The organism is Acinetobacter septicus, from assembly GCF_019355975.1.
In the GTDB taxonomy this organism is placed as follows: domain Bacteria; phylum Pseudomonadota; class Gammaproteobacteria; order Pseudomonadales; family Moraxellaceae; genus Acinetobacter; species Acinetobacter ursingii.
This window is the reverse complement of the sequence record NZ_CP079898.1, coordinates 439,829-464,444: the sequence shown is the minus strand read 5'-3', so window position 1 is coordinate 464,444 and position 24,616 is coordinate 439,829. Positions and strand designations below refer to the sequence as shown.

Below are 24,616 nucleotides of genomic sequence, written 5' to 3'. Positions count from 1 at the left end.
GTACCGATTTACTTTCAAGGGATTTAACTCATGGCACTCTTGCAAATTGCTGAACCAGGTCAATCAAGTGCCCCGCATCAACATCGTATTGCGATTGGGATTGACCTTGGAACAACACATTCTTTAGTTGCCACCGTACTCTCTGGCAAAGCAAAAGTTCTACCAGATGACAAAGATCGCGTCTTGTTGCCTTCAATTGTGCATTATGCTGAGAAAACCACAGAATATGGTGATGATGCCAAGTCCTTTATCACCACAGACCCAAAAAATACGATTATTTCAGTTAAACGTTTTATGGGTCGTTCCAAGGCAGATATTAAATTTCAGCATCCTTACACATTAATCGGTGCAGATAATGAAATGCCTGCTTTTGAAACTCGTACAGGTCGTAAAACACCTGTTGAAGTTTCAGCAGAAATTCTTAAGCAGCTTAAAGATCGTGCAGAGGCCAGCCTTAAAAACCCTGTGAATGGTGCAGTGATTACTGTACCTGCTTATTTTGATGAAGCGCAGCGCCAAGCGACACGTGATGCAGCTCAACTTGCAGGTCTCAATGTTCTAAGACTTTTAAATGAACCGACTGCGGCTGCGGTTGCTTATGGCCTCGATCAGGATACAAACCTACAAACCGATCATAACTATGTGATTTATGATTTGGGTGGTGGTACTTTTGACGTTTCGATCTTACGTTTTTCACAAGGCGTATTTGAAGTGCTTGCGACAGGTGGTCATACTGCTTTGGGTGGTGATGATCTGGATCGCTTAATTGTGAAATGGGCTAAAAAACAGCTTAATATCGATGTATTGGATGATGCAGAATATGCTGCGTTTATTGTTGCTGCTCGCAAAGCAAAAGAAGCTCTATCTGATCAACCTCAGGTTCAATTTAAAGCACTCGATCATGCCTTAGCACTCGATCGCACTACGTTTGAAACGATCATTCAAATCGCACTAGAGAAGACAATCAGTGTTTGTAAACGTGTTTTACGTGATGCCAAACTCAGCCTAAACGATATTCAAAATGTAGTATTAGTCGGTGGTTCTACGCGCTCCTATGCTGTACAAAAAGCAGTGCGTGATGTATTTGATCAGGAACCACTTTGTACCATCAATCCAGATGAAGTGGTCGCTATCGGTGCTGCTATTACAGCCAATCAATTGATTGGTAATTCACAAGATGGTTCGTTACTGCTTGATGTCACTCCGCTTTCTCTTGGCTTAGAAACCATGGGTGGTTTGGTTGAACGACTCATTTCACGCAATACTGCCATCCCTGTTGCTCGTCGACAGGAATTTACGACTTATCAAGATGGTCAAACCGCCATGTTGATTCATGTAGTACAAGGTGAGCGTGATCTGGTTGAACATTGCCGTTCATTAGGTCGTTTTGTATTGCATGGCATTCCACCGATGACCGCAGGTCAAGCACGTATCGAAGTGACGTTCCAAGTCGATGCTGATGGGTTATTAACTGTTTCTGCGCAAGAAACAACTTCTGGCGTAAAAGCTGAGATTGATATCAAACCTTCTTATGGCTTATCCGATACAGACACTGAACGTCTATTGATCGAAGGCTTTCAACATGCTGAAGAAGACAAATTATTGCGTCATTTACAAGAAGCCAAAGTTGAAGCTCAACGTGAACTTGAAGCACTTGAGCAAGCCTTGAAAGTCGATGCTACGCTATTGTCTGAACAGCAGTTGACTGCATTAAATGTCGCTAAAGATCATTTATATGTACAACTTAATGCCAATGATATTCAAGCTATTGAAGAGGCTGTACAAGCGCTTAAAGTCTATAGCGATGAATTTGCAGCATTACGCATGAATCGACATATCGATCATGCACTCAAAGGCACCAAACTGAACGACTGGTCAGACTCAAATTAAGAAACAGGTGAATATATGCCACGTATTAAAGTTCTTCCCCATGCGCAAATTTGCCCAGAAGGTGCTGAGTTTGAAGTTGAAGAAAATGCCAACCTTTGCCAAAGCTTACTCAATAATGGCATCAAAATTGAACATGCCTGTGATATGTCATGCGCCTGTACGACTTGCCATGTGATTGTGCGTAAAGGTTTTGACAGTTTAGATGAAATGAATGATGTCGAAGCCGACTTGCTTGATCGTGCTTGGGGATTAGAACCAGATTCACGTTTGTCTTGTCAGGTTAAAATTGTTGATGAAGATTTGGAAGTTGAGATTCCAAAATATACCATCAACCATGCTTCAGAAAATCATTAATTCATAACTCAGAAAATAAAAGCCACTCAAAAGAGTGGCTTTTATTTGACTTCATCTTCGAGTTTTAACTTGGCAACACCCTGCGCATTAGTGAGATTCTGCTGAACCTGAATACGCTGGATCATTTTTTCGAGCACTTCTACCAATTCTGGATATTCAAAATTTTGTACTTCCTCAAGATTAAGTACCAAGTGAAATCCTTTGTATTCATAATCAAACCATTGTTGATTATCAGATTTTTTACCCGTGTATTTTTCCATGACTTGCCATGTTTTGACTGCACCCTGAATACCTTTTAGATAAATAGGCGCTTTAGGTGCACATAGGAATTCATTTTTAACTAATTGATAAGTATCATCAGAAATTAAAATTTCATCGATTTCTGCCGCATATTGTAACCGTGCTGCAAGGTTGGCATCACGTCCTACAATGGTATAGGCCATGCGATGGGTCGCGCCATAGTTTCCAACGTGACAATATCCCGTACTGATTCCCATACGAATGTGCAATGCGGGATAGCCCATTTTGATCCAGCGCTCACGCAATAATTTCATTTGCTGGCGCATGGCGATTGCCATTTCTACACAGGATTTCGCATCTTTCTCGACCCCTTGAGAAGTCGGATCACCAAAAAAGATAAGAATCGCGTCGCCCATAAACTTATCGACAGTCGCTTCATACTGTTTGGCAATTTCAGTCATGTGACTTAAATAGTCATTCAGTAGAAATGCCAAATCATCTGGAATCAAACTCTCTGAAAGTTCGGTAAATCCCTGAATATCAGAAAAGAAAATCGTGAGTTTTTTACGTTTATATTCAATTTTAGCTTCCGCTTCACCACGCATAATCGATTGCCAAAGCTGTAAAGGCGCATAACGACTCAGCTGGTTGGAAAATGCCATGTAACGGGTCATTTGATTATAATAATGTTGACGAAGCTGGGTCAGTTTTTCGATACGAATATGCTGATAATAATTGCCAATATTAATAAAAGTAATCAGGCAAATTAGACTAATAACGGTCAGCTCCTGACTCGTTGGCTCGAAATAGTCCTGAAAACCAAAAATAAAAATAGTACTTGCATAAAAAATTGTAATCCCAATCATGCCAGACAAAGATGCCGCCATAAATGAAATTTTACTATTAATTGCAGTGTACAATAAGGCAAATAAAGAGGTAAAAGTTAAAACCAGACTTAAATGTACGCCAGCCAATGAAACCGCAACGGCGATGACATCAATGACAAAAAAAACATTTCGGGCGACATTCTGATTAAATTTATATTGTAACCAACGATCTAATTTGGGACTGATCAGTAAAATCAAAACCAGAAAAATAGGGATAAAGAGTTGATAGTTAGCATCTGGTGAGGTAAATGAATAAATTACCACAATCAGTGACAGTATAAAATATCCCATCAAACGATGAAAATATGCAAACTGCCGCGGTTCCCTATCAACCAGCCTATCTAATGGCACTCTACCCTCCGACCTTTAACTTAAACCACATTTTCATGCGGTTTAACAAAGACTTAGTCCATACGCCAATCAAATGGCATATCACCCTGTCCGCGTAAAGCTAACATCAAAGTCTGGCGCATATGTGCAAGCACATCATTACTATACGGTACCGCAGGTGTTCCCCATACTGGTTTAGGCCAAGCGACATCGTTCTGATAACGAACCACATGATGAAAATGCAACTGTGGCACCATATTACCTAGTGCGGCAACATTCATCTTATCTGCACGGAAAACACGGGCTAATTGGCTAGATAACCAGCTTGATTCACGCAGGAACTGTTCCTGATCAGCTTGGCTTAACTCATAAAGCTCTGTAATCCCAGGTACACGCGGTATAAGAATCAACCATGGAAATTGCATATCATTCATTAAACGACATGTTGAAAGCGGGAAATCGCCTACAAAAAAAGTATCTTGAGCAAGTTGTGGATGCAAACTAAACATATCTTTATAAATGACGCATGAATTATGATGGCTAATACTATCACAACACTTGTGATGTGAGTATTATTAGTACCTTGTTTACTTACAAATAACAATGATTTTATTCAATAATTCAGCGATAAAAGTCCAATTTTACAGCGGCTTGCTGATCGATTTAGCCAACCTCAAGTTAAACTAAAAAATGTGATGAAAATCGATGGCATTTCATCACATTAACTTAACAAAAGTTGCATGTCTTAATGCAACTCATTAACAAGTTTTGCAAGTAAATCCTGAATAAATTGGACACGTTTATCATATTCCTGTAATTGCACTGTAATTTTTAAACGCTGCCCACCTTCCATCCGATAATAAGTTGGATTCTTCTGCATCAGTTGAATAATGCTGATCGCTTGTACAGGCGTATCTGGTGAAAATTCAACATAGCCTCCGTTTGCATTGATATCAATCTTGGTTATACCTAAATGTTCGGCTTTAAGACGAATCTGATGCACACTAAATAGCTGTTTAACGGCTTGTGGCAATGTCCCAAAACGATCAATCAATTCCATGCGGATATTATCAAGTTTTTCCTGGGTATCGGTATTACTGATTCGTTTGTAAAATAACAATCGCTGATGTACATCCCCAAGATAATCATCTGGAATTAAAGCTGGCATGTGTAAATTAATTTCTGCGGTTAACGATAATGGCGCATCGAAATTGGGTGTTTTACCCTTTTGAATGGCTTTGGTGGCTTTTTCTAGCATTTCCATATACAAGCTATAACCAATTGCCTGCATAGAACCACTTTGCTGTTCACCCAGCAATTCACCCGCACCACGGATTTCCAAGTCTTCGGTGGCGAGCATAAAACCTGCACCTAGCGTTGAAGCGCGTTGAATCGCATCCAGACGTTTTTCGGCATCACCTTTTAAATGTTTAATTGATGGTACCAACAAATAGGCATAAGCCTGATGATGCGAGCGTCCGACTCGACCACGTAATTGATGCAATTGCGCCAATCCAAGCTTATCAGCTCGTTCAATGATAATGGTATTGGCATTAGGAACATCAATTCCTGTTTCAATAATGGTTGAACACACCAATACATTGAATTTTTTATGATAAAACTGCTGCATCACTTGTTCGAGCTCACGTTCACGCATCTGCCCATGCGCAACTGCAACACGGGCTTCTGGTACTAGATGTCGAATATTTTCGGCAGTGCGCTCAATCGTATCGACTTCATTATGTAAGAAATAGACCTGACCACCCCGTAGTAATTCACGCAAAATGGCTTCTTTGACAGACTCATCGGTATGTTCTTGCATAAAGGTTTTTACTGCCAAACGTCGTGCTGGCGGTGTCGCAATAATCGATAAATCACGCATTCCTGAAAATGCCATATTTAAGGTACGCGGAATCGGCGTTGCTGTTAATGTCAGCATATCGACATCAGCACGTAAGGCTTTAATTCGCTCTTTATCTCTTACACCAAAACGGTGTTCTTCATCGACAATCATTAAGCCCAGATTTTTAAACTGGACATTTTCCTGAAGTAATTTATGTGTTCCAATCACAATATCGACTTTGCCATCAATCAAATCTTCAATATTTTTTTGATGCGTTTTGTTGGAACCAAAACGCGATAAAACTTCGATGCGTACAGGCCAGTCTGCAAAACGATCTTTAAAAGATTCATAATGTTGCTGCGCCAAAAGTGTTGTTGGAACTAAAACCGCCACCTGTTTATTATTTTGCACTGCCACAAAAGCCGCTCGCATCGCCACTTCAGTTTTACCAAAACCGACATCACCACAGACCAAACGATCCATTGGTTTTGCTAAATGCATATCGTGTATAGTCGCTTCAATGGCATTCGCCTGATCGAGCGTTTCCTCATAGGCAAAACCACTGGCAAATTGCATATACAAACTTTGATCCAGTTCAAAAGCAAACCCCGGTTTAGATTGACGACGCGCCTGTATATGTAATAATTCCGCAGCTACATCGTGAATTTGCTCTAAAGCTTTTCGTTTTGCTTTGCTCCATGTATCTGTTCCCAGTTTATGTAATGGCGCAAGGTCAGGATCACCGCCACTGTAGCGACTAATCAAATGCAAATTGGTCACGGGAACATAAACTTTAGCTCCCTCAGCATAATCAAGCTGCAAAAACTCATGATCCTGACCATCGATTGCCAGCGTGATCAGTCCTGCATATCGTCCAACCCCATGATCGATATGCACTACAGGTGCGCCAATGCTGAGTTCGGTAAGGCTACGGATCAGAAATTCTTCAGAAACTTCTTGTTGACGTTTACGACGGCGCTGTACAACACGATGCTCATAAAGCTGATTTTCTGAAATCACTGAAAGCTGATCTCGAATCACCAAGCCTCGATCTAAGGGCGCGTTGGTAATCGCAATCGCATATTGCTGTTTAAGAAAATCGCTAAAACCTTCGACATTTGGAATTTCACCCAGACTCGATCGCAATGAATCTTTTAAACTTTCACGACGACCTGCACTTTCAGCGACTAAAAGCACGGGATGATTAGACTCATCAATATATTGTTTGACACTTTCAAAAGGATGCTCTTTTTTGGCATCGACAGGTAGTTTCGGTGGAGCTAAGGTATCAAGATTGATTGCGCCTACACGTAGTTCTGTTGCTTCTGCACTGGCTAAAATTCGGGGGAATTGATTAAGACGTTCAAGCACCAGATTTGGCATGAGAAATAATTCTTCTGGAGCTAAAAGTGGCTGATCAATATTATGTCTACGACTTTCATAACGCTGTAGAACATCTTTCCAAAATTGGGATAAGCATTCATCCAAATCGGTATTTGTAATGACAATGCAATTCTTTGGTAAGTAAGATGTAAACGCACTCTGCGTTTGCATAATTTCCTTTTCAAAAAATAAGGGGAAATAAAACTCAACACCTGGCGATGAAATTCCATCTAATACATCTTGATAGATCGGATTTTTCTTAGGATTTGCCGTTGGAAAACTTTCAGCGTAACGGTCACGAAAGACTGAACGTCCTTCTTTTAATGGAAATTCTTTTGCAGGTAATACTGTAAATTGATCCAGACTCTCAGTCGTTCGCTGGGTTTCTGGATCAAAAAATTTGAGTGTATCAATTTCATCATCGAATAAGTCAACACGAATCGGTTGTTCTTGTCCTGAAGCGAAAATATCCATGATGCTGCCACGAACGGCAAACTCACCATGATCATAAACCGTATCGACCAGATGGTAACCTGCCTGAATCAGTCTTAATTTTTCTTTTTCCAGATCAAACTTTTGTGCCACACGAATATCAAAATGTTCTCCCAATATCCATGAAACAGGTGCAACTCGTTGAGCCAGTGTCGCAGCAGAGATCAGCAAGACCCCTTTTTGCGGCATATTGGATAGAATCGCAAGGCGTTCTGAAACAATGTCCTGATGAGGCGAAAGACGATCATAAGGCAGAATTTCCCAGTCAGGAAAAATTGTGGGTTTAACCCCATAAAATTCAAGCTCACTTTCCAGTTGAGCCAAGTGCTGATTATTTCTTGCTACAATGACCAATAGAGATGCACATTGATCGGCCATTTCTTTAAATAGTAATGCGCCAGATGAACCTAATATTGATCCGATCCAGCGTTTTTCGCCTGCTTTTAATTGCTGTAATTTGAGCTGAGAGATTTCTTGTTGGAACATTGAATGTGTTTGGATAAAAGACATAGCATCTATATTAACATGATGAGCCAAGACCAAACTTGATTTATGTTGTTGTTTGCGCAAGCTTTGAAGGAATTATTTGTCTCGTTTAAACTCACGGTAATATTGATTGAGCTTTTCGATCAGGCTTTTGAATTGTTGTAAATTCTCGTGATTATTTCCCAAACGCTGGACATAACGTCCTGTTGCCATTTCCAGATCAATTTTTTCATTAATCAGCATCGATCTTAAATAAAGCTGTTCCAAATCATTAAAACTGGATAATTTTCGATTTGAAAAATATTCCAGTCGTTCCGATAAATCATTTATGACAATTCCATCCACTATATAACCTTGCTGTGAATCGAACTGAATTTGATGCTGTTGCATATATTGCTGTTCAGCCGATGGCTTGCCAGATTTAAATAGATTTGAGAGCTTGTTTAACATTGCTAGTCATCACGAATACAGTTCATCAATAGTAATAATGCTTGGGTCGTGCATGTAAAAATGCAGGAATCAGCCCCGTTAAAGCAGCACGAATATCAGCGCGTTCATTGATTAACTGATGTGAACCTTCTTCAAGCATTAGCAAGGTTTGTAAGCGGAATTTACGTCGAATAAACTCGATGTTATATCGCCAGTCGACCGTTTGATCCAATGCGCCTTGTGCCAACCAGACAGGAATACGACATGGCGGACGTTGCTCCATTTCCAGCATCCATTTAGACATGGCTAAAATCCAATCCATACCCATCATACGCGGTTGAAGTGGATCTTTAAGCCGAATAAAACGCAAAAATTCTGGATTGTGATTATTGCGTCTAAAATGACGCGGAACTTGGCGTTTAATCCGTTTAATAATGCCCAAGCCCACTGAATTGTGCCACCACGCGGTTTTTGCAGGTCGAATCAATGGTGATAATAATAACACCCGATCGACAATCGGATCTTGGCGTTTTTCTGCATATTCAAGTAAATGATGCATCCAGATCGCGCCACCCGTGCTCTGACCAATTCCAAGCCACGGTTTAGGAAGTTGATTGGCATGTTTAACGTATTGGTGAACTGCTTTTAAGACTTGCTGATAATGATCAAAATTTTGAATATTGGCAGGTGAACCATCGCTTAGGCCATGACCTGGCAAATCATAAGTCAATACACTAAAACCCTGTTCCAGAATTTCTCGGATAATCGGTTGATAGATCCCGCTATGTTCCAGATAACCATGCAATAAACAAACTGTACCTAATGGTTTACGATGTGGCTTGAATACCTGTACATGCAGTTTGAACAATGGCATTTGGATATAGCCTTGCCATTGTTCACAATCAAGCGAATCAAGACCATAGAGTTTACGATAAGCTAAAAGATCTTTTGATGGCTCAAAGGCATGATTTAGATTTAAAGGTTCAAGTACATGCGGAGTTAAATCACGACTCGGGACAGGCAAATCTAGTTGCTGAAGCACAGTTGGATTTAAAAAAGGAATTTCTGGCATTTAAGGTACCTCCCGACATCCGCTAGAGCCAAAAAGTACATCGCGTATAGTCGCCAATAGCTCATAATTGGCTCGACGACTATGATCATAATTTTGTTGACTTGGTTGCCATTTTGTCAATTGTGTCGGCATCGGCGCCTCAACAGGAATAGTTTCAATTCCATTTAAAGCAAATAAACGTCGTGTTCTAGGCATATGATAAATATCTGTGACCAACATGACTGTTGGCGCTCCCCCTTTTTTTTGTAGTAATAAAGAACTAAAGCGTGTGTTTTCACAGGTATTCATACTTCTATTTTCAAGGAGTTTTGCATCCACACCGCGTTGTTTCAGCCATTTTTGCATATAGGGTGCTTCCACACCGCTCAGTACAATAGGTAAATGATTTTGTTGATGTAATTCCAGCGTTTTTTCTAGTCTTAACCGTGTATAAGGATTCACAACGATATCTTTTTTGTTTTCATCCAGCGTCAAACCACCGCCTAAAACCACAATGGCATAAGGCTTATTATGATTTGCGGGCTTTTCATCATTCTGGTTTTGCTGAACGTAAGCAACATCCTGTGAAGTTTGTTGATCAATCGTTTTTTCATGTTCAACTGATACGGGATGTATTTTAAGAAATTCAACATACTGCTGCATTAATGCTTTATTTTCAGAGCTATTAAGTTCAATCAATGGATTTGAAGGCTCATCGACGTGTACCTCACTTGCAGCAGCTTCTGGTTCTGAAACAGAAGCTTTAAGCAATGGTACGGCTGGCTTTTCCTGATCTTCATCTTCTGTTTCTTCTTGTTTTTGCTGTTCTAATATACGCTCTTGTAAAAGTTTATATCGAGTTTGTAGCAAGCTTAAAGACTCTGGATCTTTTGAGTTTAGCGCTTCTTCAATCAGGCTTAAATAAGCCTGACGTGCAATCCATAGGTTTGATCCTGGTTCGAGATTGTCATGTTCACTTAATGCAGCCTGTTGCTGACTTTTTGCTGCGACTTGATTGACCTCGACAGGCACAAAATAATTCAAAGCTTTTACAATCAATTTTGAGTAAAAAGGCGTATAAATAAAAACCATTAGACAAGCAAAGAGTACGAATAGTATGGCAACTAAACGTACTAATCGAATCGCCCAATGCGTTTTAACCATAACTACACTTCCGAATGGGATCGAATTAATCCATTTGAATCAAATAACACTGGCTCTGGTTCAAGCTGGATATTAAAACGCTGTTTTACATCATATTGAACAGACTGATAAGTGTGCCTAACATCACTTAAAGATGCATTGGCATAATTCACTAAAACCAATGCCTGCTTTTCAAACATCCCAACAGAACCCAACTTTTTACCTTTCCAGCCTGCTTGATCAATCAGCCAGCCTGCCGCAATTTTAACGCAACCTTGGGCTTGAGGATAATGTGGAATTTGCGGAAATTTTGTAAGTAACTGATCAAAATCTGCTTGATCAATCACAGGATTTTTAAAGAAACTGCCAACATTCGGATATTGCTTTGGATTGGGCAATTTACTCTGACGAATCTGAATCACCTGTTTCTGTAAATTTTCAGGGCTGATATCACTTCCCACTGCGGCTTTTAAATCACCATAACTCAATTTAAGTTGAGGTTGCTTCAATAAACGAAAAGTGACATGAGTGATAATGTAACGGTTTGGGTCACGTTTAAAAATACTATCCCGATAAGCAAATTGGCAATCTTCAGCGAAAATATCTTGTGTCGTTTTCTCAAATCGGTCATAGACTTGTACAGATTCAATAAACTCACCGACCTCGACCCCATAAGCGCCAATATTTTGTACAGGTGAAGCCCCAACCAGACCTGGAATGAGTGCCAGATTTTGTAGTCCATACCAACCGCTTTCTGTGGTCATCAAGACAAAATCATGCCAAATCTGCCCTCCACCAACTTTGACTTTTACATGGTTAGGGTGATCTTCAACCAGCTCGATACCCTGAATATTGATATGCAATACCAATGCTTGAATATGCTCTGGCAATAACAAATTGCTCCCACCAGACAGAATGAGAACATTCAACTGCTGCTGTTCGGCATAGTTTAACGCCGCGATTAAACTTTGGATTGAATCAATTTTTACGTAATGCGAAGCAATTGAGTGCAAATTTAAAGTATTAAAAGGTTGAAGCTGTACATCGTGTTGAATTTGGATCACAGGTAAACTCATTTTTATTGATTGCTAGTCATGACTTGCTGTTTAAAGATTGCTGTTTAAAGATTTGCACCCAAGCCTGCGCACTGGATTCACATTGATCGAGCACTCGCTCAAAACCATCAGCTCCGCCATAATAAGGATCAGGCAATGCCTGACCGAAGTAAACTGGATCATGTTCACTCATTAAAGCAACTGTTGCCAGCAATTGATGTGGCTTATATTGTTTTAATGCTTTTTGTTTAAACAGTTGAATATCATCAAAGTTCTCATGATCCATGGCAAGGATAAGATCAAATTCCAGAAAATCCTGAATCGTAAGCTGACGGGCGCGTAAAGCTGACAAATCATAACCCCGTTTTAATGCATGCTGCTGACTTCGGGAATCAGGTGCTTTGTTGGGATGATAATTGCTCGTACCTGCCGAATCCACCACGACATTCAGTTGATATGTATCACAAAAGTGTCTTAAAACAATCTCTGCCGTGGGTGAACGACAAATATTTCCCAAACAGACACAAAGCACCTTATAAGGTGGGTGTGATGACATATAAACCTCGAAAGTGCTTTATTTTCAGGTGTCTTATGTTAATTTATTTAAAAGCAGAATCCTATAGAAGAAATGAACAGAAATGTTCGATTTATGATGAAAAATAAGGAAATACCTCATGAGCCAATTTCAATTTCAGACAGCAGCTCGCATTATTTCAGGTCTTGGCTCAATACAGGAACTCAAACAGATTATTCTCGAGAATCACTATCGAAAACTTCTTATCATTACCGATGCAGGAATGGTACAACACCAGCTGCATTTACCTATTATCGAGATTTTAGAACGCCTAAATATTACTTATTCAATTTATTCAAATATTCAGGCTGACCCGCCCGAACATATCGTGCTCGATGCCGCTGAGTTCGCTAAGAAAGAAAAAGTCGATGCGATCTTGAGTTTTGGTGGTGGTAGTTCGATGGATGTTGCTAAAATCATTGCCCTATTGGCACATCCTGAACAAAGACAGACTATCGCGGAGATGTATGGCGTGAATAACGCCAAAGGCCCCAAACTGCCCTTAATTCTAGTGCCTACCACTGCTGGAACTGGCTCCGAAGTTACCCCAATTTCTATCGTCACTACAGGTGAAACGACTAAAACAGGTATTGTCTCCCCTCATTTATATGCTGATATTGCCATATTGGATGCAAATTTCACTCAAGGCTTACCTGCACATATTACTGCTGCGACAGGCATAGATGCGATGGTGCATGCCATAGAAGCCTATACCTCCAAAATCAAGAAAAATTTCTACGCGGATATGTTGGCAAAAAATGCCTTGCGCTTACTCAATGATAATCTGCCTAAAGTCCTCAAAGATGGTACAGATCTGGAGGCACGACAAAATATGTTATTAGGATCAATGCTCGCGGGACAAGCTTTTGCCAATGCACCAGTGGGTGCAGTTCATGCCTTAGCCTATCCTTTGGGTGGGCATTTTCATCTTTCGCACGGACATACCAATGCGTTGGTTTTAGTCGAAATTCTCAAATTTAATGCACCACATGCCAAGCATCTCTACGCTGAACTGATGCAATGGCTGGATCCACGTAGTAATGGAAGTTCCGATGGTTTATGTGATCTTTTTATTGATCATATGCAAAATCACTTAGATCAAAGCGGTCTGGTTTTAAAGCTACAAGATTTGAATGTACCGCGACAAAGTCTTGAGACGCTTGCCAAAGATGCAATGCTACAAACTCGCCTTTTACAAAATAATCCACGCGAAATGACTGAGCAGGCTGCGCTTGAAATCTATGAGGCGATTTACGCATGACCAAAGAATCGATAAAACTTGTAATAAAAACACGTGATCAATTTCATTTCTTTTTAAATATCCAGACACGCTGGGCAGATAATGATATTTATGGTCATGTCAACAATGTCACTTATTATAGTTACTTTGACACTGCTGCGAACTCATTACTGATTCAACACGCGGGTTTTGATATTCGCCAATCTCCCATCATTGGTCTCGTGGTTGATTCTGCATGCAGTTTTTTTCAGGAACTGTCTTTTCCAGATATGATTGAAGTTGGCGTAGCCATTGCGAAAATTGGAAATTCATCTTTAAGATATGAATTAGCCATTTTCAAACAACATCATGTTGAACCGTCTGCTCAAGGTCATTTTGTCCATGTTTTTGTGGATCGTGAAACGCGCAAAACAACACCCATTCCAGACACAATCAGAATGGCACTTAAACCTTATGTATTAAACACCGAATCAGATTAAATACGTTTTAAAAAACTACTTCATCATGGTTTTAACTGGATATTTTGTAACTCACCTTGAAATGTTTCCAATAAACTTTTGACCACAGGATCTTTTTTCAACAAATGTTCGGCTCGTTGAAAAGCTTTTTGTTTACGTTCCGCTTGTTTTACAAATGGCGTGATACCTGAAACTTCAGCATATTGCACTGAAAACTGGGTATTTGGCCATAAAGATCGAATCTCGGTTTCCAAAGCATGTTGAAGCTGTGAAAGCATACCTTCGTATTGCTGCGGAATGGTAAATGTACATAGTCCGTCTATTTGACCTGACATCAGACCATGCTGTGCCAACTCCTGAACAGCAGGTGAAAGCTGGCTGTTTCTAAACCAGTACTCCCACTTTTCCAGCGTCCATTCGCCATCAAGAACTTCCGCAGAAAGTTTAAGAATTTCTTGTGGCATTAAATCTTCATGACGCGACGCAACAGGTTGATGTTCTTCAAACTGTATGGTCTGGGCAGTGGATTCAACATTCACTGCGGCGTCAGTAGCTGAAATGCTCGGATTTTGGGCATTTTCATGTAGATTTTCTAGAGGTTTACTAGAGTCTTCAATATTTTCTGAGAGTGAAGATACCTGTCGATCTGATGCAACATTCTCTGATGAAACAATACCATCTTGAGCCAAAAGCATATCTTGCTTTGCCTCGCCCAGAGGTTCGATAGATTCAACTAGAAAAGAATCCTGCGATGGATCGACTATATCTGATTTAGTTAAGAGTTCTTCTACAGGAAAAACTTGCATCTCATCGACTGACATCGCTGGTACAGTTTTTTCTGTATCGAAACCAATCAACTCATCTGAATTTGCATCAAAGACCACCACACTTTCTTGTGTGTCAGTTGCAGGTGCAGCAGAAGACGCCAACGCTTCATGATCCATGGCAATCAATTGCTCTGGTTCTTCAAAGGTTTGAGATTCTTCCTCAAAATTTTCAGTATTAATTAGGACTGAACTGGCTTCAACTTGATCAGGTTTAGAGGATATTGGCTGAATATGCGAAACAGCCGTCAAATCATCTTTGGGCAAATCATGTGCGGATAAGTTATCTGCGGAAAAATCATGTGCGAATGTTGATATGTTTGCTTCAAAGCCAGGCTGTACAGTTCCAGATGACATTTCTGAAGGTTGTTCAAGCACAACTTCATCGATTGCTAAAGGACGAAATGCCAACAAACGTAGCACACACATCTCGAAACCTTGTTCTTGAGTCACGGCGAGTTGTAATTCTGCTCGACCTTTACAGGCAATCTGATAGTAAAGCTGTAAATCCTGAGCCGACACCATTTTTGACAATGCTAAAATCTTTTGATTGATTTCCTCACTGTATTTGAGGCTTAACTCAGGTAAATATTGCAACAAGGCCAGCTCATGTAAGGTGGAGATCAACTGATCCAACACCAAAGAAACATCGAGTGCCTGCTGGCGGAATTGTAATAAAAACTGACTGACACGGGCTTGTTGATTTTGATGAATCGCAATAATCAGGTCATAGATAATGGTACGATCAATCAGCCCCAACATTTCCTTGACATCTTGATGATGGACTTCACCTTGCCCGTAGGCAATCGCCTGATCAGTTAAAGACAAGGCATCACGTAAAGAACCTTGTGCCGATTCAGCAATTTGCCAAATCGCATCTTTGTCTGCACTGATCTGTTCTTTGTCTAAAATAGTCGTCAGATGTTCGGTAATTTCATCTACAGCTAAAGGACGCAAGGTGAATTGTAGGCAACGTGAAATTACCGTAATCGGTAGCTTTTGCGGATCTGTGGTTGCAAATAAAAACTTCACATGTTCAGGCGGCTCTTCTAGAGTTTTGAGCAAGGCATTAAATGAATGTGTAGACAGCATATGCACTTCATCAATCAAATAAACCTTAAAACGCCCCTGAGTTGGTGCATAAGGCACATTGTCCAAAAGCTCACGTGTATCTTCAACTTTGGTACGTGATGCCGCATCAATCTCAATCAGGTCAATAAAACGACCTTCATTGACAGCGCGACAAGTTGCACAAACTTCACAAGGGGTAGAAGTAACGCCTGTTTCACAATTTAGACATTTCGCCAAAATACGCGCTATGGTCGTTTTACCCACGCCGCGCGTACCTGTAAACAAGTAGGCATGATGCAAACGCCCACGCTCAAGCGCACTGGTGAGTGCGCGCGACACATGGTTTTGCCCGACCAATTCAATAAAATTACGAGGACGGTATTTTCTAGCCAGTACTTGATACATGAATGCTCCTTAATGTATTTATAAGGATACTGTTTTTTTGCCCGATAGTGAATGAATTCAGCAACAATACATCAACAAGCAAATATTAAATAAACAAATTGTTTTAATAGCTATTCTCCTCATCACTTACTTGCTTAGAAGGCAATGCCCACCACACAAAACCAGATAAAATTAAAAACAGGCTTCCTGCAATCGCGAGTACTTTCGCATGTGAATGACTAAAGGCATCTGATGCTGCCTGAGTCAATGCAATTACTAAGCTTTTATCATCAAGTTGTTGTGCAATTTGCATAGCTTCAGCAATTGAATGACTTGCTGTTTGAGCTAACTCAGAAGGTAAACCATGCGGAATCAATAAAGATTGCGTATAGAAAAAAGAAAGTAAAAGACCAAATATTGTAATCCCTAAACCCGCACCGAGTTCATATGCCATACCCTCTATTGCCCCAGCTGCGGTTGCTTTGTGTGGAGGCACAGCAGTCATAATCGCAGCAGTTGATGAAAGCAATGCAATTTCAACGCTGATGCCCATAACAATCATAAGACCCCAAGTTTGCAAATGTTGTGTATCAAAATTAGTAAGCGCAAAACCCCATAGACTAAAGGCACACATCATCATCCCTAAAGTGGCGACTGGGCGAAGTCCATAACGATTCATTAAAAAACTGGTAAACGGCCCACCCAAGCTGATCGCAATCATAAAAGGTAAAATAAATAAGCCTGCTTGCAACGGCGTATAACCATAAACAAACTGTAGTTCTTGCGACAACAAAAGCTCGAATCCGACGAGCGCGATCATCGCCACAATCGCCATGACCATGCTGGTGGAAATCACAGGATGCTTAAACAAACTAAAATCAATCATTGGACTTGATGATTTTAACTGCTGTTTAACAAAGAGGATCAAAGCACCAAGTCCAACCGTAAACAATAAGATAATGAAATAATTCAATTCATGCATCGCTGTTTTAGCAGCATAAATGATCATTAAAATTGCACTGACTAAAATAAGTGCCTGTAACAGGTTTAAAGGCTGCTTAGATTCAACTTTTTGTTTTGGTACGATCCAAACCGTTAAAATGAGTACGAGGATAATGATGGGCACATTTATTAAAAACACAGCGCCCCAATCAAAATGCTCTAAAATAAAACCACCGAGTAGCGGACCAAAAGCGGCTCCACCGCCACCAACTGTTCCCCAAATCCCTAGCGCATAATTGCGTTGTTTTTCATCTAGAAAACTGTTGCGGACACCTGATAATGTGGCAGGAAGAATCATGGCAGCGCCTAGCCCAAGTAAAGCGCGAGCCAAAATTAGCATATCAGCCGATTGAGCCAATGCCGCCATTAAAGATGCCAGACCAAAGATCGTCGCCCCTATGATCATTAGGCGTTTAAAACCAATACGATCCCCCAACGCTCCCATGGGCAGAATAAAACCTGCCATGATCAAGGAATAAATATCCATGACCCAGAGCATTTGGTTATTACTGAGTGCCAAAGTTGCGCTTAAGGTCGGAATTGCGACATGCAAAATGGTGGCATCAATCGAGACTGGCAAATAAATTAAAACGATGATTGCAAGAATCATCCACTTGCGGTACATAAAACACCCAATTTAAAGTTGGACACTTGTTCAAATTAAAATCATTATACTCAAACTTGAACAAACGTCCAACTTTTATTAAACTTGAATTCGATGATGATAAGTATTGAAAGCCGAGCGAATGAACTATTTAAATCGTGAACAACGTCGTGACATGATTTTAGCTGCTGCTAAAACTTTGGCATTAAAAGAAGGTTTAAATGCATTGACCGTTCGGGCGATCGCAACGCAAGCACAGGTTTCTACTGGTCAAGTTCATCATCATTTTGAGTCTGCCTCACACTTAAAAGCGCAAGTTTTTATTGAATTGATGGATCAATTGAATGAACTTGAAGCTCAGGTACTTACAGATTCATGGCTTCAACGTATTTCTTTACTATTGGGTTGCGAAAATATCGAGCAAACTCAGCCTTATTTACGACTTTGGAATGAAGCTGAAATTTTGATAGAACAAGATATCGAAATAAAAAAAGCCTATAACCTCACCATGCAACGATGGCACAATGTATTGGTGCAGTTGATTCAAGATGGGATACAACAAAAGCAGTTTAAAAGGCTTGAAACGACAACCGCTCAAGATGTGGCATGGCGACTTATTGCTTTTGTATGTGGTTTAGAAGGAATTTATCAACTTGGTCTACAAGGTTTAGATGAGCCATCGTTTCAACGTCATGTGGAAATCATGATTAAAATGGAATTAATGAATTCAATCTAACTTTATATTTGCAAATGATTATTATTTATATATGATAATTAAGTTCTTTAAACATATATAAATTTACTATGTTTGCTACTCCAAGTCTTAGTTCTCCTAGACTCAATATAGAAACTTTTAAGTTACAGGATTATCCTGATATTTATCCATGCATTACGTCAAGTTTGACTCAATTTATGTCTTGGGAGCCAGCAAAATCTTTTGCGGAATTTGAGTCGATTGGTAAAAGCTGGATACATGCTCAAACTCAAGGCACAGATCAATATTTCGTGCTAAAAGATAAAAGCTCTCAAAAGTTTATTGGCTTAATTGGCATTCACCATATCCATACTCAAACGCCTGAATTTGGTTTATGGATACGTGAAGAACAACACGCCAAGGGCTATGCCAAAGAAGCTTTGAAGTCGATTTATGATTGGGCGGTTTTAAACTTTGAAGCTGATTATTTTGTTTATCCCGTCGCAGAACAAAATTTTGCTAGCCGAAAACTGGTAGAAGGTTTAGGTGGAATCATCAGCCACGTCAGACAGCAACCTAAATATCTTCAGGTTACTTATCACATTCCTGCAAAGCTGAAAATTTAAATTAGAACCAGCCTTTATGCCCTTTCAATATTTTATCTGCACAACGCAAGGTTTCTTGAGTCAATCCCCATAAACGATAATCCCCCGTGATCGAACCAATTTTAAAATTATGAGTATAAGCAAAGCTTAAATTTCGATCTGGATCGCACCATGCTCCCGAACCATTATAACCAATATGTCCAAAGCCATTCTTGGCACGTTTGCCCATCGTTAAAACGCGATGATAACCGAGTCGCCAGTTCATCGGAATCGGCATGACTCTATCTCTTGCATAACTTTGAATCGTACTGAGTTGCTGAAAAACCTCTGGCTGAATGAGGGTGTGACCTTCCCATCGACCACCATTGGCAAGCATTGCGTAGATCTTACTTAGGCTATTCGCTGTAAAAGCACCATTCGCAGCCGGTATAATCGCTTGCAGTCCCTCATCACTAAAGAAACTAAAATTTTTCATTCCTTTTGGGATCATCGCATCCTGAAAATCCTGTGGATTTTGTCCTGTCCATGTGACTAATTTATCGGCAAGAGATGGTTTATGTGCTTTTACTTTCTTTGTTTTAGCGTCTTGAGAGTTTTGCTCGATTGATCTTTTTTGTGGAATTAATCTAGCAACACGATCCAGCTCTGAACTCGGCACACCAAAAAATGCACCGTCTAATTGCAAAGGTTTGACCAAATAAGTTTGCATTAAATCGGATAAACCGCGTCCAGTCGCTTTTTCAAGTGCTCCTCCTACTAACCAGCCAAATGTTAATGCTTGATAAGCATTGCTTTGATTAACAGCAAAACGTGGCGTCGCTTGTTCAAACACCTGTAACATATGTGACCAATTCAGCATTTCACGTGCATCCTCAATCAAATTGCGAATGTCGTACAAACCGCTTTGATGACTCAATATATGTCTGAGTGTGATCTTCTCCTTATTGTTCTGCCCAAACGCTGGCCAATAATGTGCAATTGGAATGTCATATTCTATAAAGCCCTCACTGACTAAAATATGTGCCAAAGTTGCTAATACACCTTTTCCAGTTGAGTAACAAACAGAAAGCGTCTCATCATTCCATTGTTCAGTCTGAGATTTTTTACCTGTATAAATATCAACCACTTTTTGCCCGCGAAAATAAACGGCTAAAGCTGCTCCGCCTTGTTCAGTCCGCGCATCCTGCAAACGGCTAAATTGTTCTGCCAAATCGTGAAAACGCTGATCAATCAAACCGTGATAATTTTGCTTATCTGCAAATAAAATTTCTGTTAAAGCGCTCATTCTTGTTCCCTCATTTTTTTCTAGTTTTATATAAAAAGCCCGAATTGATCGGGCTTTTAAAATTTACAAAGCGTTGACCGTCCCTGAAACATGCGGTTTTTTAGACTTTTCATTGCGAATTAAAAAATCAGTTTCCTTTGGCTGCTCTGCTGTCAAAAACTCAACTTTTGATGGCAAATACATTGGAAGTTTAAACCATACATCTGCTTCATAAGCGTCTGGTAAGTTGATATTGGCCAAAGCCTTAGCTTTACTCCACATTCCATGCGCAATCGCCTGTTTAAAACCAAAGGCTTTTGCCGTCACCGCATGAATATGGATGAGGTTAAAGTCGCCTGAAACTTTGGCATAACGACGACCTGTATTTTCTGCAATATTCCATACTTGTTGAAGTTGATACTCTGGTATTCTGCTTTCTTTTGCTTTTTCAGTAGTCTTTTTCTCTGTCTTTTGACGAGACAAGTAAGTGGTTAAACCTTGCATCACCACTTCATTGCCCACTTTTGCAGTCGTAATGAAATCAAACTGAACGCCTTTATCATGCGGCTTTAACTCGCCAAATTTACAAGATAATGTTAAACGTTCATCTACTCCAATTTTACGTGTTTGTTTGACTTGATTACGAATATGAACCAAACCTAACACTGCAAATGGAAAAGCTTCTGTGGTCATCATATGCATCTGTAAACTCTGCGAAAGCACCGCTAAATAAATCGCAGGAATAAAACCATCATTTTTAAAGCCACAAACTTCATTATAAGCTTGCAAATGTTTTTGATCGACTTGAAATGAATCCACCACATATTCAACCTGTGGCAAAACTTTTGGACCCGTTGGCTTTTTAAATACCAGACCCTGAATGACTTTTGGATAAGCCAGATACGGTTTAGGAAGTTGGCTAAAATGGCGTGTATTCATGGTTGACCTTATTCAATTTTTATAGATTTACAATGAGGATACCCTCTCCTTAAACTGATAAAGAGAGGGCGAATATTATTCTATTTTCAAAGCGACCACATAAAAACTAGCAAATTATGCGCCGAGTAAGCTTTGCCCACAAACACGCACAACATTACCGTTTAGACCAGTTGATGCAGTTGATGCGTACCATGCGATTGTTTCCGCAACATCAACAGGTAAACCACCTTGATTCATCGAGTTCATACGACGACCAGCTTCACGAATCGCAAATGGAATCGCAGCGGTCATCTGGGTTTCAATAAAGCCTGGCGCAACAGCATTGATAGTAATACCATTTTTCAACGTTGGCGCAGTAAATTTCACCAGACCAATTACGCCTGCTTTAGATGCAGCATAGTTGGTTTGTCCCAAGTTCCCTGCAATACCACTGATTGAAGAAACGCAAACAATTCGACCATTTTCATTCAAGCCATCATTAGCCAATAGATAGTCATTGATACGTTCAGCCGCTGACAAGTTAATGTTAATTACCAGATCCCAAAGCTCAGGCTTCATATTAGCCAAAGTTTTATCACGTGTAATACCAGCGTTATGTACAATAATATCCAAACCGCCCTGCTTTGCAGCAGCCGCTTTAATTTTCTCACCTGCATCAGCCGCAGTAATATCCAGACCTAAAGCCGAGCCACCAATTTCCGCTGCTACGCGATCAAGATCTGCTTGCTGCTGTGGTACATCCAGACAAATAACGTGTGCGCCATCGCGTGCCAATATATGTGCAATTGCTTCACCAATACCACGACTTGCACCAGTGACCAATACAGTTTTACCTGCCAATGGCTGATTCCAGTCTACTTTTACCACATCTGCTTTAGATACACGGATCACTTGACCAGAAACATACGCTGAACGTGGAGAAAGCAAGAAACGTAAAGTTGATTCGATATTATCCGCCGCGCCTTCATCCACATAAACGACTTGTGCAGTAATACCTTTTTTGAATTCTTTACCAACAGATTTTACAAAACCTTCAAGCGCACGTTGAGCAATTGCTTGTTTTACAGTTTTTGCTGATTCTGGTGTGGTGCCAATCACAATCACGCGACCAGAGCTTTGAATTTGACGTGCCACTGGATTAAAGAATTTATACAGTTCATTCAACTGTTCAGAGTTTTGAATGCCAGACGCATCAAAAACCACTGCTTTAAATTTAGACTCTTTGTCACCTGAATTAAAAGCACGTAAATTTAAACCAACTTTTGCGGCAGTTTGTTGTAACTCTGCATTATTGCCTGCATAGCTGTCCGCATGGATATTACTCAAAACCTGTGCAATTGCGCCAGATAAAGAACTTGAAGGCGCAGCACCAAGCAATACAGCACCATTGATCACAGGTTCTGCACTTTCAAAACGATCTAGCACCACAGGTGATGGTAAACCTAAATTTTTTACTACAAATTTACCAAGTGGTGATTGGGTAAATGCCTGGTATTGATCAGTCATGGTTATTATCTCTCATGCAAAAAATGTATGTATAAACTCAGCCAGATAATTGCTGTTTATATCCTTTGTTGGAAACTTGTGAACATATAGGTTCATGGATTTGAATAAAATAATACTTGAGTTAATCTTGATATGTCTTGACCTGAATGCAGTCTAGAATGTCATTCTAGTCAATACAGGTCTATTTTAATTATGTTAATGTACACCGCAAGAATATCATAAACATGCTTGGAAAAGCCTTATGAGCAAAACAACTCAAGACAATCCACAAGAGCAAACAGCACCGACTAATACTGCTTCGGATACTGTGTCAAATACATCAAAGCGCACTCCACGCGCAACTAAAAGTACAGCTTCAGGTACAGCGAAAGCAACCTCTGCAACTGCAACCAAAACACCACGTACACGTTCAAGCACTGCGCGTACAAAAACGACTGCTGCAACCAGTAAAACGCCAGCTAGTACAAAAGCATCAACTTCAACTAAAGCGCAACCTTCTGTTCAACAGGATCAAAACATGAGTCAAAACGCAATTCGCCGTGTCGCCATTATTGGTGGTAACCGTATTCCATTTGCCCGTTCTAATGGCGCGTATTTTAAAGCATCTAACATGGACATGTTAACTGCTGCATTAAATGGTCTGGTTGAACGTTACAACCTTCAAGGTCAACGCCTTGGTGAAGTCGTTGCGGGTGCGGTACTAAAACATAGCCGTGATTTTAATATGACCCGTGAGTGCGTACTGAACACTGCCCTTGCTCCAGAAACACCTGCTTACGATATCCAGCAAGCATGTGGTACAGGTTTACAAGCTGCTTTTGCCGTTGCCAATAAAATTGCACTGGGGCAAATCGATGTTGCAATTGCTGGCGGTGTAGATACAACTTCGGATGCGCCTATCGCATTTGGTGACGGTCTACGTAAAGCCTTGCTTGAATTGAATATCGCAAAAACAGGTAAAGATCGTTTAAAGGCTTTAACTAAAATTAATTTGAAAGAATTGATGGATGCACCAAAAAATGGTGAACCACGCACTGGTCTTTCAATGGGGGATCATGCTGCAATTACCGCACTTGAATGGAATATTGGACGTGAAGAACAGGATGAACTTGCTGCATCTTCTCATCACAAAATGGCAAAAGCCTATGAAGAAGGTTTCTTTGACGACTTAATTACCCCGTTTATGGGTCTTGAGCGCGACAATAACTTACGTCCAGACTCATCAGTCGAAAAACTTGCCAAACTTAAGCCTGTTTTTGGTAAAGGTGAAAATGCGACCATGACAGCGGGTAACTCTACTCCACTGACTGATGGTGCATCTGTTGTTCTTTTAGCTTCTGAAGAATGGGCGAAAGCAAACGGACATGAAGTATTGGCTTACTTAAGCTTCTCTGAAACAGCAGCAGTTGACTTCGTGAATAAAAAAGAAGGCTTATTAATGGCGCCTGCTTATGCAGTTCCACGTATGCTTGAACGTGCTGGTTTAAAACTACAAGATTTCGATTATTACGAAATTCATGAAGCATTTGCATCACAAGTGCTTTCTACACTTAAAGCGTGGGAAGATCCTAAATTCTGTAAAGAGCGTTTAGGTTTAGATGCTCCTTTAGGTGCGATTGATCGTTCTAAATTGAACATTCATGGCTCTTCTTTAGCTGCGGGTCATCCATTTGCTGCCACAGGTGGTCGTATCCTTGCGACTGCGGCTAAAATTCTCAACCAAAAAGGTTCAGGTCGTATTTTAGTCTCGATCTGTGCCGCTGGTGGTCAAGGTGTGGTTGCCATTGTAGAAAAATAAGTTTTCCTTATTTTCTACCAATGCTTTGAAAAAAATCAGCATCTTATTTGGATGCTGATTTTTTTATAAC

The 24,616-nt window shown here is 40.3% G+C and carries 20 protein-coding genes; 7 read left to right on the top strand and 13 right to left on the bottom strand.

Going from position 1 to position 24,616, the window contains the following annotated elements:
- Positions 1-30: 30 nt before the first annotated feature.
- On the top strand, positions 31-1,890 hold the full coding sequence (gene hscA / locus I6L31_RS02330) for a Fe-S protein assembly chaperone HscA (RefSeq protein ID WP_005004249.1): 1,860 nt from the start codon (positions 31-33) through the stop codon (positions 1,888-1,890).
- 15 nt (positions 1,891-1,905) lie between these two features.
- A complete protein-coding gene (gene fdx / locus I6L31_RS02325; protein WP_004989078.1) occupies positions 1,906-2,244 on the top strand; it encodes an ISC system 2Fe-2S type ferredoxin in 339 nt (112 codons plus the stop codon).
- A gap of 41 nt (positions 2,245-2,285) precedes the next feature.
- Here fdx and I6L31_RS02320 read toward each other — a convergent pair whose 3' ends face one another.
- The 8 genes from I6L31_RS02320 to I6L31_RS02285 all read right to left on the bottom strand — a co-directional run bounded on the left by I6L31_RS02320 (position 2,286) and on the right by I6L31_RS02285 (position 12,139).
- Complete coding sequence (locus tag I6L31_RS02320; RefSeq protein ID WP_275889965.1) at positions 2,286-3,662, bottom strand: adenylate/guanylate cyclase domain-containing protein; 1,377 nt, start codon at positions 3,660-3,662, stop codon at positions 2,286-2,288.
- A gap of 113 nt (positions 3,663-3,775) precedes the next feature.
- Complete coding sequence (locus tag I6L31_RS02315) at positions 3,776-4,210, bottom strand: HIT domain-containing protein (protein WP_004989091.1); 435 nt, start codon at positions 4,208-4,210, stop codon at positions 3,776-3,778.
- Positions 4,211-4,446: 236 nt separating this feature from the next.
- On the bottom strand, positions 4,447-7,905 hold the full coding sequence (gene mfd / locus I6L31_RS02310; protein ID WP_005004246.1) for a transcription-repair coupling factor: 3,459 nt from the start codon (positions 7,903-7,905) through the stop codon (positions 4,447-4,449).
- A 96-nt stretch (positions 7,906-8,001) separates the two neighbouring features.
- Positions 8,002-8,355, bottom strand: coding sequence for a hypothetical protein (locus I6L31_RS02305; RefSeq protein WP_004989094.1), 354 nt, complete (start codon positions 8,353-8,355; stop codon positions 8,002-8,004).
- Positions 8,356-8,380: 25 nt separating this feature from the next.
- Positions 8,381-9,406 (bottom strand): alpha/beta hydrolase, encoded by a 1,026-nt coding sequence (locus tag I6L31_RS02300; RefSeq protein ID WP_004989097.1) that lies wholly within the window; start codon positions 9,404-9,406, stop codon positions 8,381-8,383.
- The gene (locus I6L31_RS02295) at positions 9,407-10,549 is read right to left on the bottom strand and encodes a YdcF family protein (RefSeq protein ID WP_005004243.1); all 1,143 of its coding nucleotides are present in this window, start codon (positions 10,547-10,549) and stop codon (positions 9,407-9,409) included.
- A 2-nt stretch (positions 10,550-10,551) separates the two neighbouring features.
- Positions 10,552-11,589: a UDP-N-acetylmuramate dehydrogenase gene (murB, locus tag I6L31_RS02290; protein WP_035272298.1), complete on the bottom strand. Its 1,038-nt coding sequence runs from the start codon at positions 11,587-11,589 to the stop codon at positions 10,552-10,554.
- A 31-nt stretch (positions 11,590-11,620) separates the two neighbouring features.
- Positions 11,621-12,139, bottom strand: coding sequence for a low molecular weight protein-tyrosine-phosphatase (locus I6L31_RS02285; protein WP_005004240.1), 519 nt, complete (start codon positions 12,137-12,139; stop codon positions 11,621-11,623).
- 118 nt (positions 12,140-12,257) lie between these two features.
- On the opposite strand from I6L31_RS02285, the gene I6L31_RS02280 reads away from it, so the two are divergent.
- Together I6L31_RS02280 and I6L31_RS02275 are read left to right on the top strand one after the other, a co-directional pair.
- Positions 12,258-13,418, top strand: coding sequence for an iron-containing alcohol dehydrogenase (locus tag I6L31_RS02280; protein WP_005004237.1), 1,161 nt, complete (start codon positions 12,258-12,260; stop codon positions 13,416-13,418).
- A complete protein-coding gene (locus I6L31_RS02275) occupies positions 13,415-13,876 on the top strand; it encodes an acyl-CoA thioesterase (RefSeq protein WP_005004234.1) in 462 nt (153 codons plus the stop codon). Before I6L31_RS02280 ends, I6L31_RS02275 begins: the two co-directional genes overlap by 4 nt.
- 23 nt (positions 13,877-13,899) lie before the next feature.
- On the opposite strand, the gene dnaX is transcribed toward I6L31_RS02275, so the two are convergent.
- Positions 13,900-16,155, bottom strand: a complete 2,256-nt coding sequence (gene dnaX / locus I6L31_RS02270) for a DNA polymerase III subunit gamma/tau (RefSeq protein WP_005004231.1) — start codon at positions 16,153-16,155, stop codon at positions 13,900-13,902.
- 103 nt (positions 16,156-16,258) lie between these two features.
- Positions 16,259-17,761 (bottom strand): SmvA family efflux MFS transporter, encoded by a 1,503-nt coding sequence (locus I6L31_RS02265; RefSeq protein WP_004997696.1) that lies wholly within the window; start codon positions 17,759-17,761, stop codon positions 16,259-16,261.
- 121 nt (positions 17,762-17,882) lie between these two features.
- Between I6L31_RS02265 and I6L31_RS02260 the strand changes: the two genes are divergently transcribed.
- Positions 17,883-18,476, top strand: a complete 594-nt coding sequence (locus I6L31_RS02260; RefSeq protein ID WP_004997694.1) for a TetR family transcriptional regulator — start codon at positions 17,883-17,885, stop codon at positions 18,474-18,476.
- 68 nt (positions 18,477-18,544) lie between these two features.
- Positions 18,545-19,060, top strand: a complete 516-nt coding sequence (locus I6L31_RS02255) for a GNAT family N-acetyltransferase (RefSeq protein ID WP_004997678.1) — start codon at positions 18,545-18,547, stop codon at positions 19,058-19,060.
- 1 nt (position 19,061) lies between these two features.
- Here the strand turns inward: I6L31_RS02255 and I6L31_RS02250 are convergent, their stop codons facing one another.
- The 3 genes from I6L31_RS02250 to I6L31_RS02240 form a co-directional block, all read right to left on the bottom strand.
- Complete coding sequence (locus I6L31_RS02250) at positions 19,062-20,324, bottom strand: serine hydrolase domain-containing protein (RefSeq protein WP_004997673.1); 1,263 nt, start codon at positions 20,322-20,324, stop codon at positions 19,062-19,064.
- A 63-nt stretch (positions 20,325-20,387) separates the two neighbouring features.
- Positions 20,388-21,242, bottom strand: coding sequence for a MaoC family dehydratase (locus tag I6L31_RS02245; protein ID WP_004997672.1), 855 nt, complete (start codon positions 21,240-21,242; stop codon positions 20,388-20,390).
- 114 nt (positions 21,243-21,356) lie between these two features.
- Positions 21,357-22,748, bottom strand: coding sequence for a 3-oxoacyl-ACP reductase (locus tag I6L31_RS02240; protein ID WP_005004229.1), 1,392 nt, complete (start codon positions 22,746-22,748; stop codon positions 21,357-21,359).
- Between the two features lie 241 nt (positions 22,749-22,989).
- Between I6L31_RS02240 and I6L31_RS02235 the strand changes: the two genes are divergently transcribed.
- Positions 22,990-24,546 carry an acetyl-CoA C-acetyltransferase gene (locus tag I6L31_RS02235; RefSeq protein ID WP_005004228.1) on the top strand — a complete coding sequence of 519 codons (1,557 nt, stop codon included), beginning with the start codon at positions 22,990-22,992 and terminating at the stop codon, positions 24,544-24,546.
- Positions 24,547-24,616 lie beyond the last annotated feature (70 nt).

Coding starts and splice junctions, on each gene's coding strand:
- hscA (WP_005004249.1), top strand. CDS start 31: ATGGCACTCTTGCAAATTGCTGAACCAGGTCAATCAAGTGCCCCGCAT.
- fdx (WP_004989078.1), top strand. CDS start 1,906: ATGCCACGTATTAAAGTTCTTCCCCATGCGCAAATTTGCCCAGAAGGT.
- I6L31_RS02320 (WP_275889965.1), bottom strand. CDS start 3,662: ATGGGATATTTTATACTGTCACTGATTGTGGTAATTTATTCATTTACC.
- I6L31_RS02315 (WP_004989091.1), bottom strand. CDS start 4,210: ATGTTTAGTTTGCATCCACAACTTGCTCAAGATACTTTTTTTGTAGGC.
- mfd (WP_005004246.1), bottom strand. CDS start 7,905: ATGTTCCAACAAGAAATCTCTCAGCTCAAATTACAGCAATTAAAAGCA.
- I6L31_RS02305 (WP_004989094.1), bottom strand. CDS start 8,355: ATGTTAAACAAGCTCTCAAATCTATTTAAATCTGGCAAGCCATCGGCT.
- I6L31_RS02300 (WP_004989097.1), bottom strand. CDS start 9,406: ATGCCAGAAATTCCTTTTTTAAATCCAACTGTGCTTCAGCAACTAGAT.
- I6L31_RS02295 (WP_005004243.1), bottom strand. CDS start 10,549: ATGGTTAAAACGCATTGGGCGATTCGATTAGTACGTTTAGTTGCCATA.
- I6L31_RS02285 (WP_005004240.1), bottom strand. CDS start 12,139: ATGTCATCACACCCACCTTATAAGGTGCTTTGTGTCTGTTTGGGAAAT.
- I6L31_RS02280 (WP_005004237.1), top strand. CDS start 12,258: ATGAGCCAATTTCAATTTCAGACAGCAGCTCGCATTATTTCAGGTCTT.
- I6L31_RS02275 (WP_005004234.1), top strand. CDS start 13,415: ATGACCAAAGAATCGATAAAACTTGTAATAAAAACACGTGATCAATTT.
- dnaX (WP_005004231.1), bottom strand. CDS start 16,155: ATGTATCAAGTACTGGCTAGAAAATACCGTCCTCGTAATTTTATTGAA.
- I6L31_RS02265 (WP_004997696.1), bottom strand. CDS start 17,761: ATGTACCGCAAGTGGATGATTCTTGCAATCATCGTTTTAATTTATTTG.
- I6L31_RS02260 (WP_004997694.1), top strand. CDS start 17,883: ATGAACTATTTAAATCGTGAACAACGTCGTGACATGATTTTAGCTGCT.
- I6L31_RS02255 (WP_004997678.1), top strand. CDS start 18,545: ATGTTTGCTACTCCAAGTCTTAGTTCTCCTAGACTCAATATAGAAACT.
- I6L31_RS02250 (WP_004997673.1), bottom strand. CDS start 20,324: ATGAGCGCTTTAACAGAAATTTTATTTGCAGATAAGCAAAATTATCAC.
- I6L31_RS02245 (WP_004997672.1), bottom strand. CDS start 21,242: ATGAATACACGCCATTTTAGCCAACTTCCTAAACCGTATCTGGCTTAT.
- I6L31_RS02240 (WP_005004229.1), bottom strand. CDS start 22,748: ATGACTGATCAATACCAGGCATTTACCCAATCACCACTTGGTAAATTT.
- I6L31_RS02235 (WP_005004228.1), top strand. CDS start 22,990: ATGAGCAAAACAACTCAAGACAATCCACAAGAGCAAACAGCACCGACT.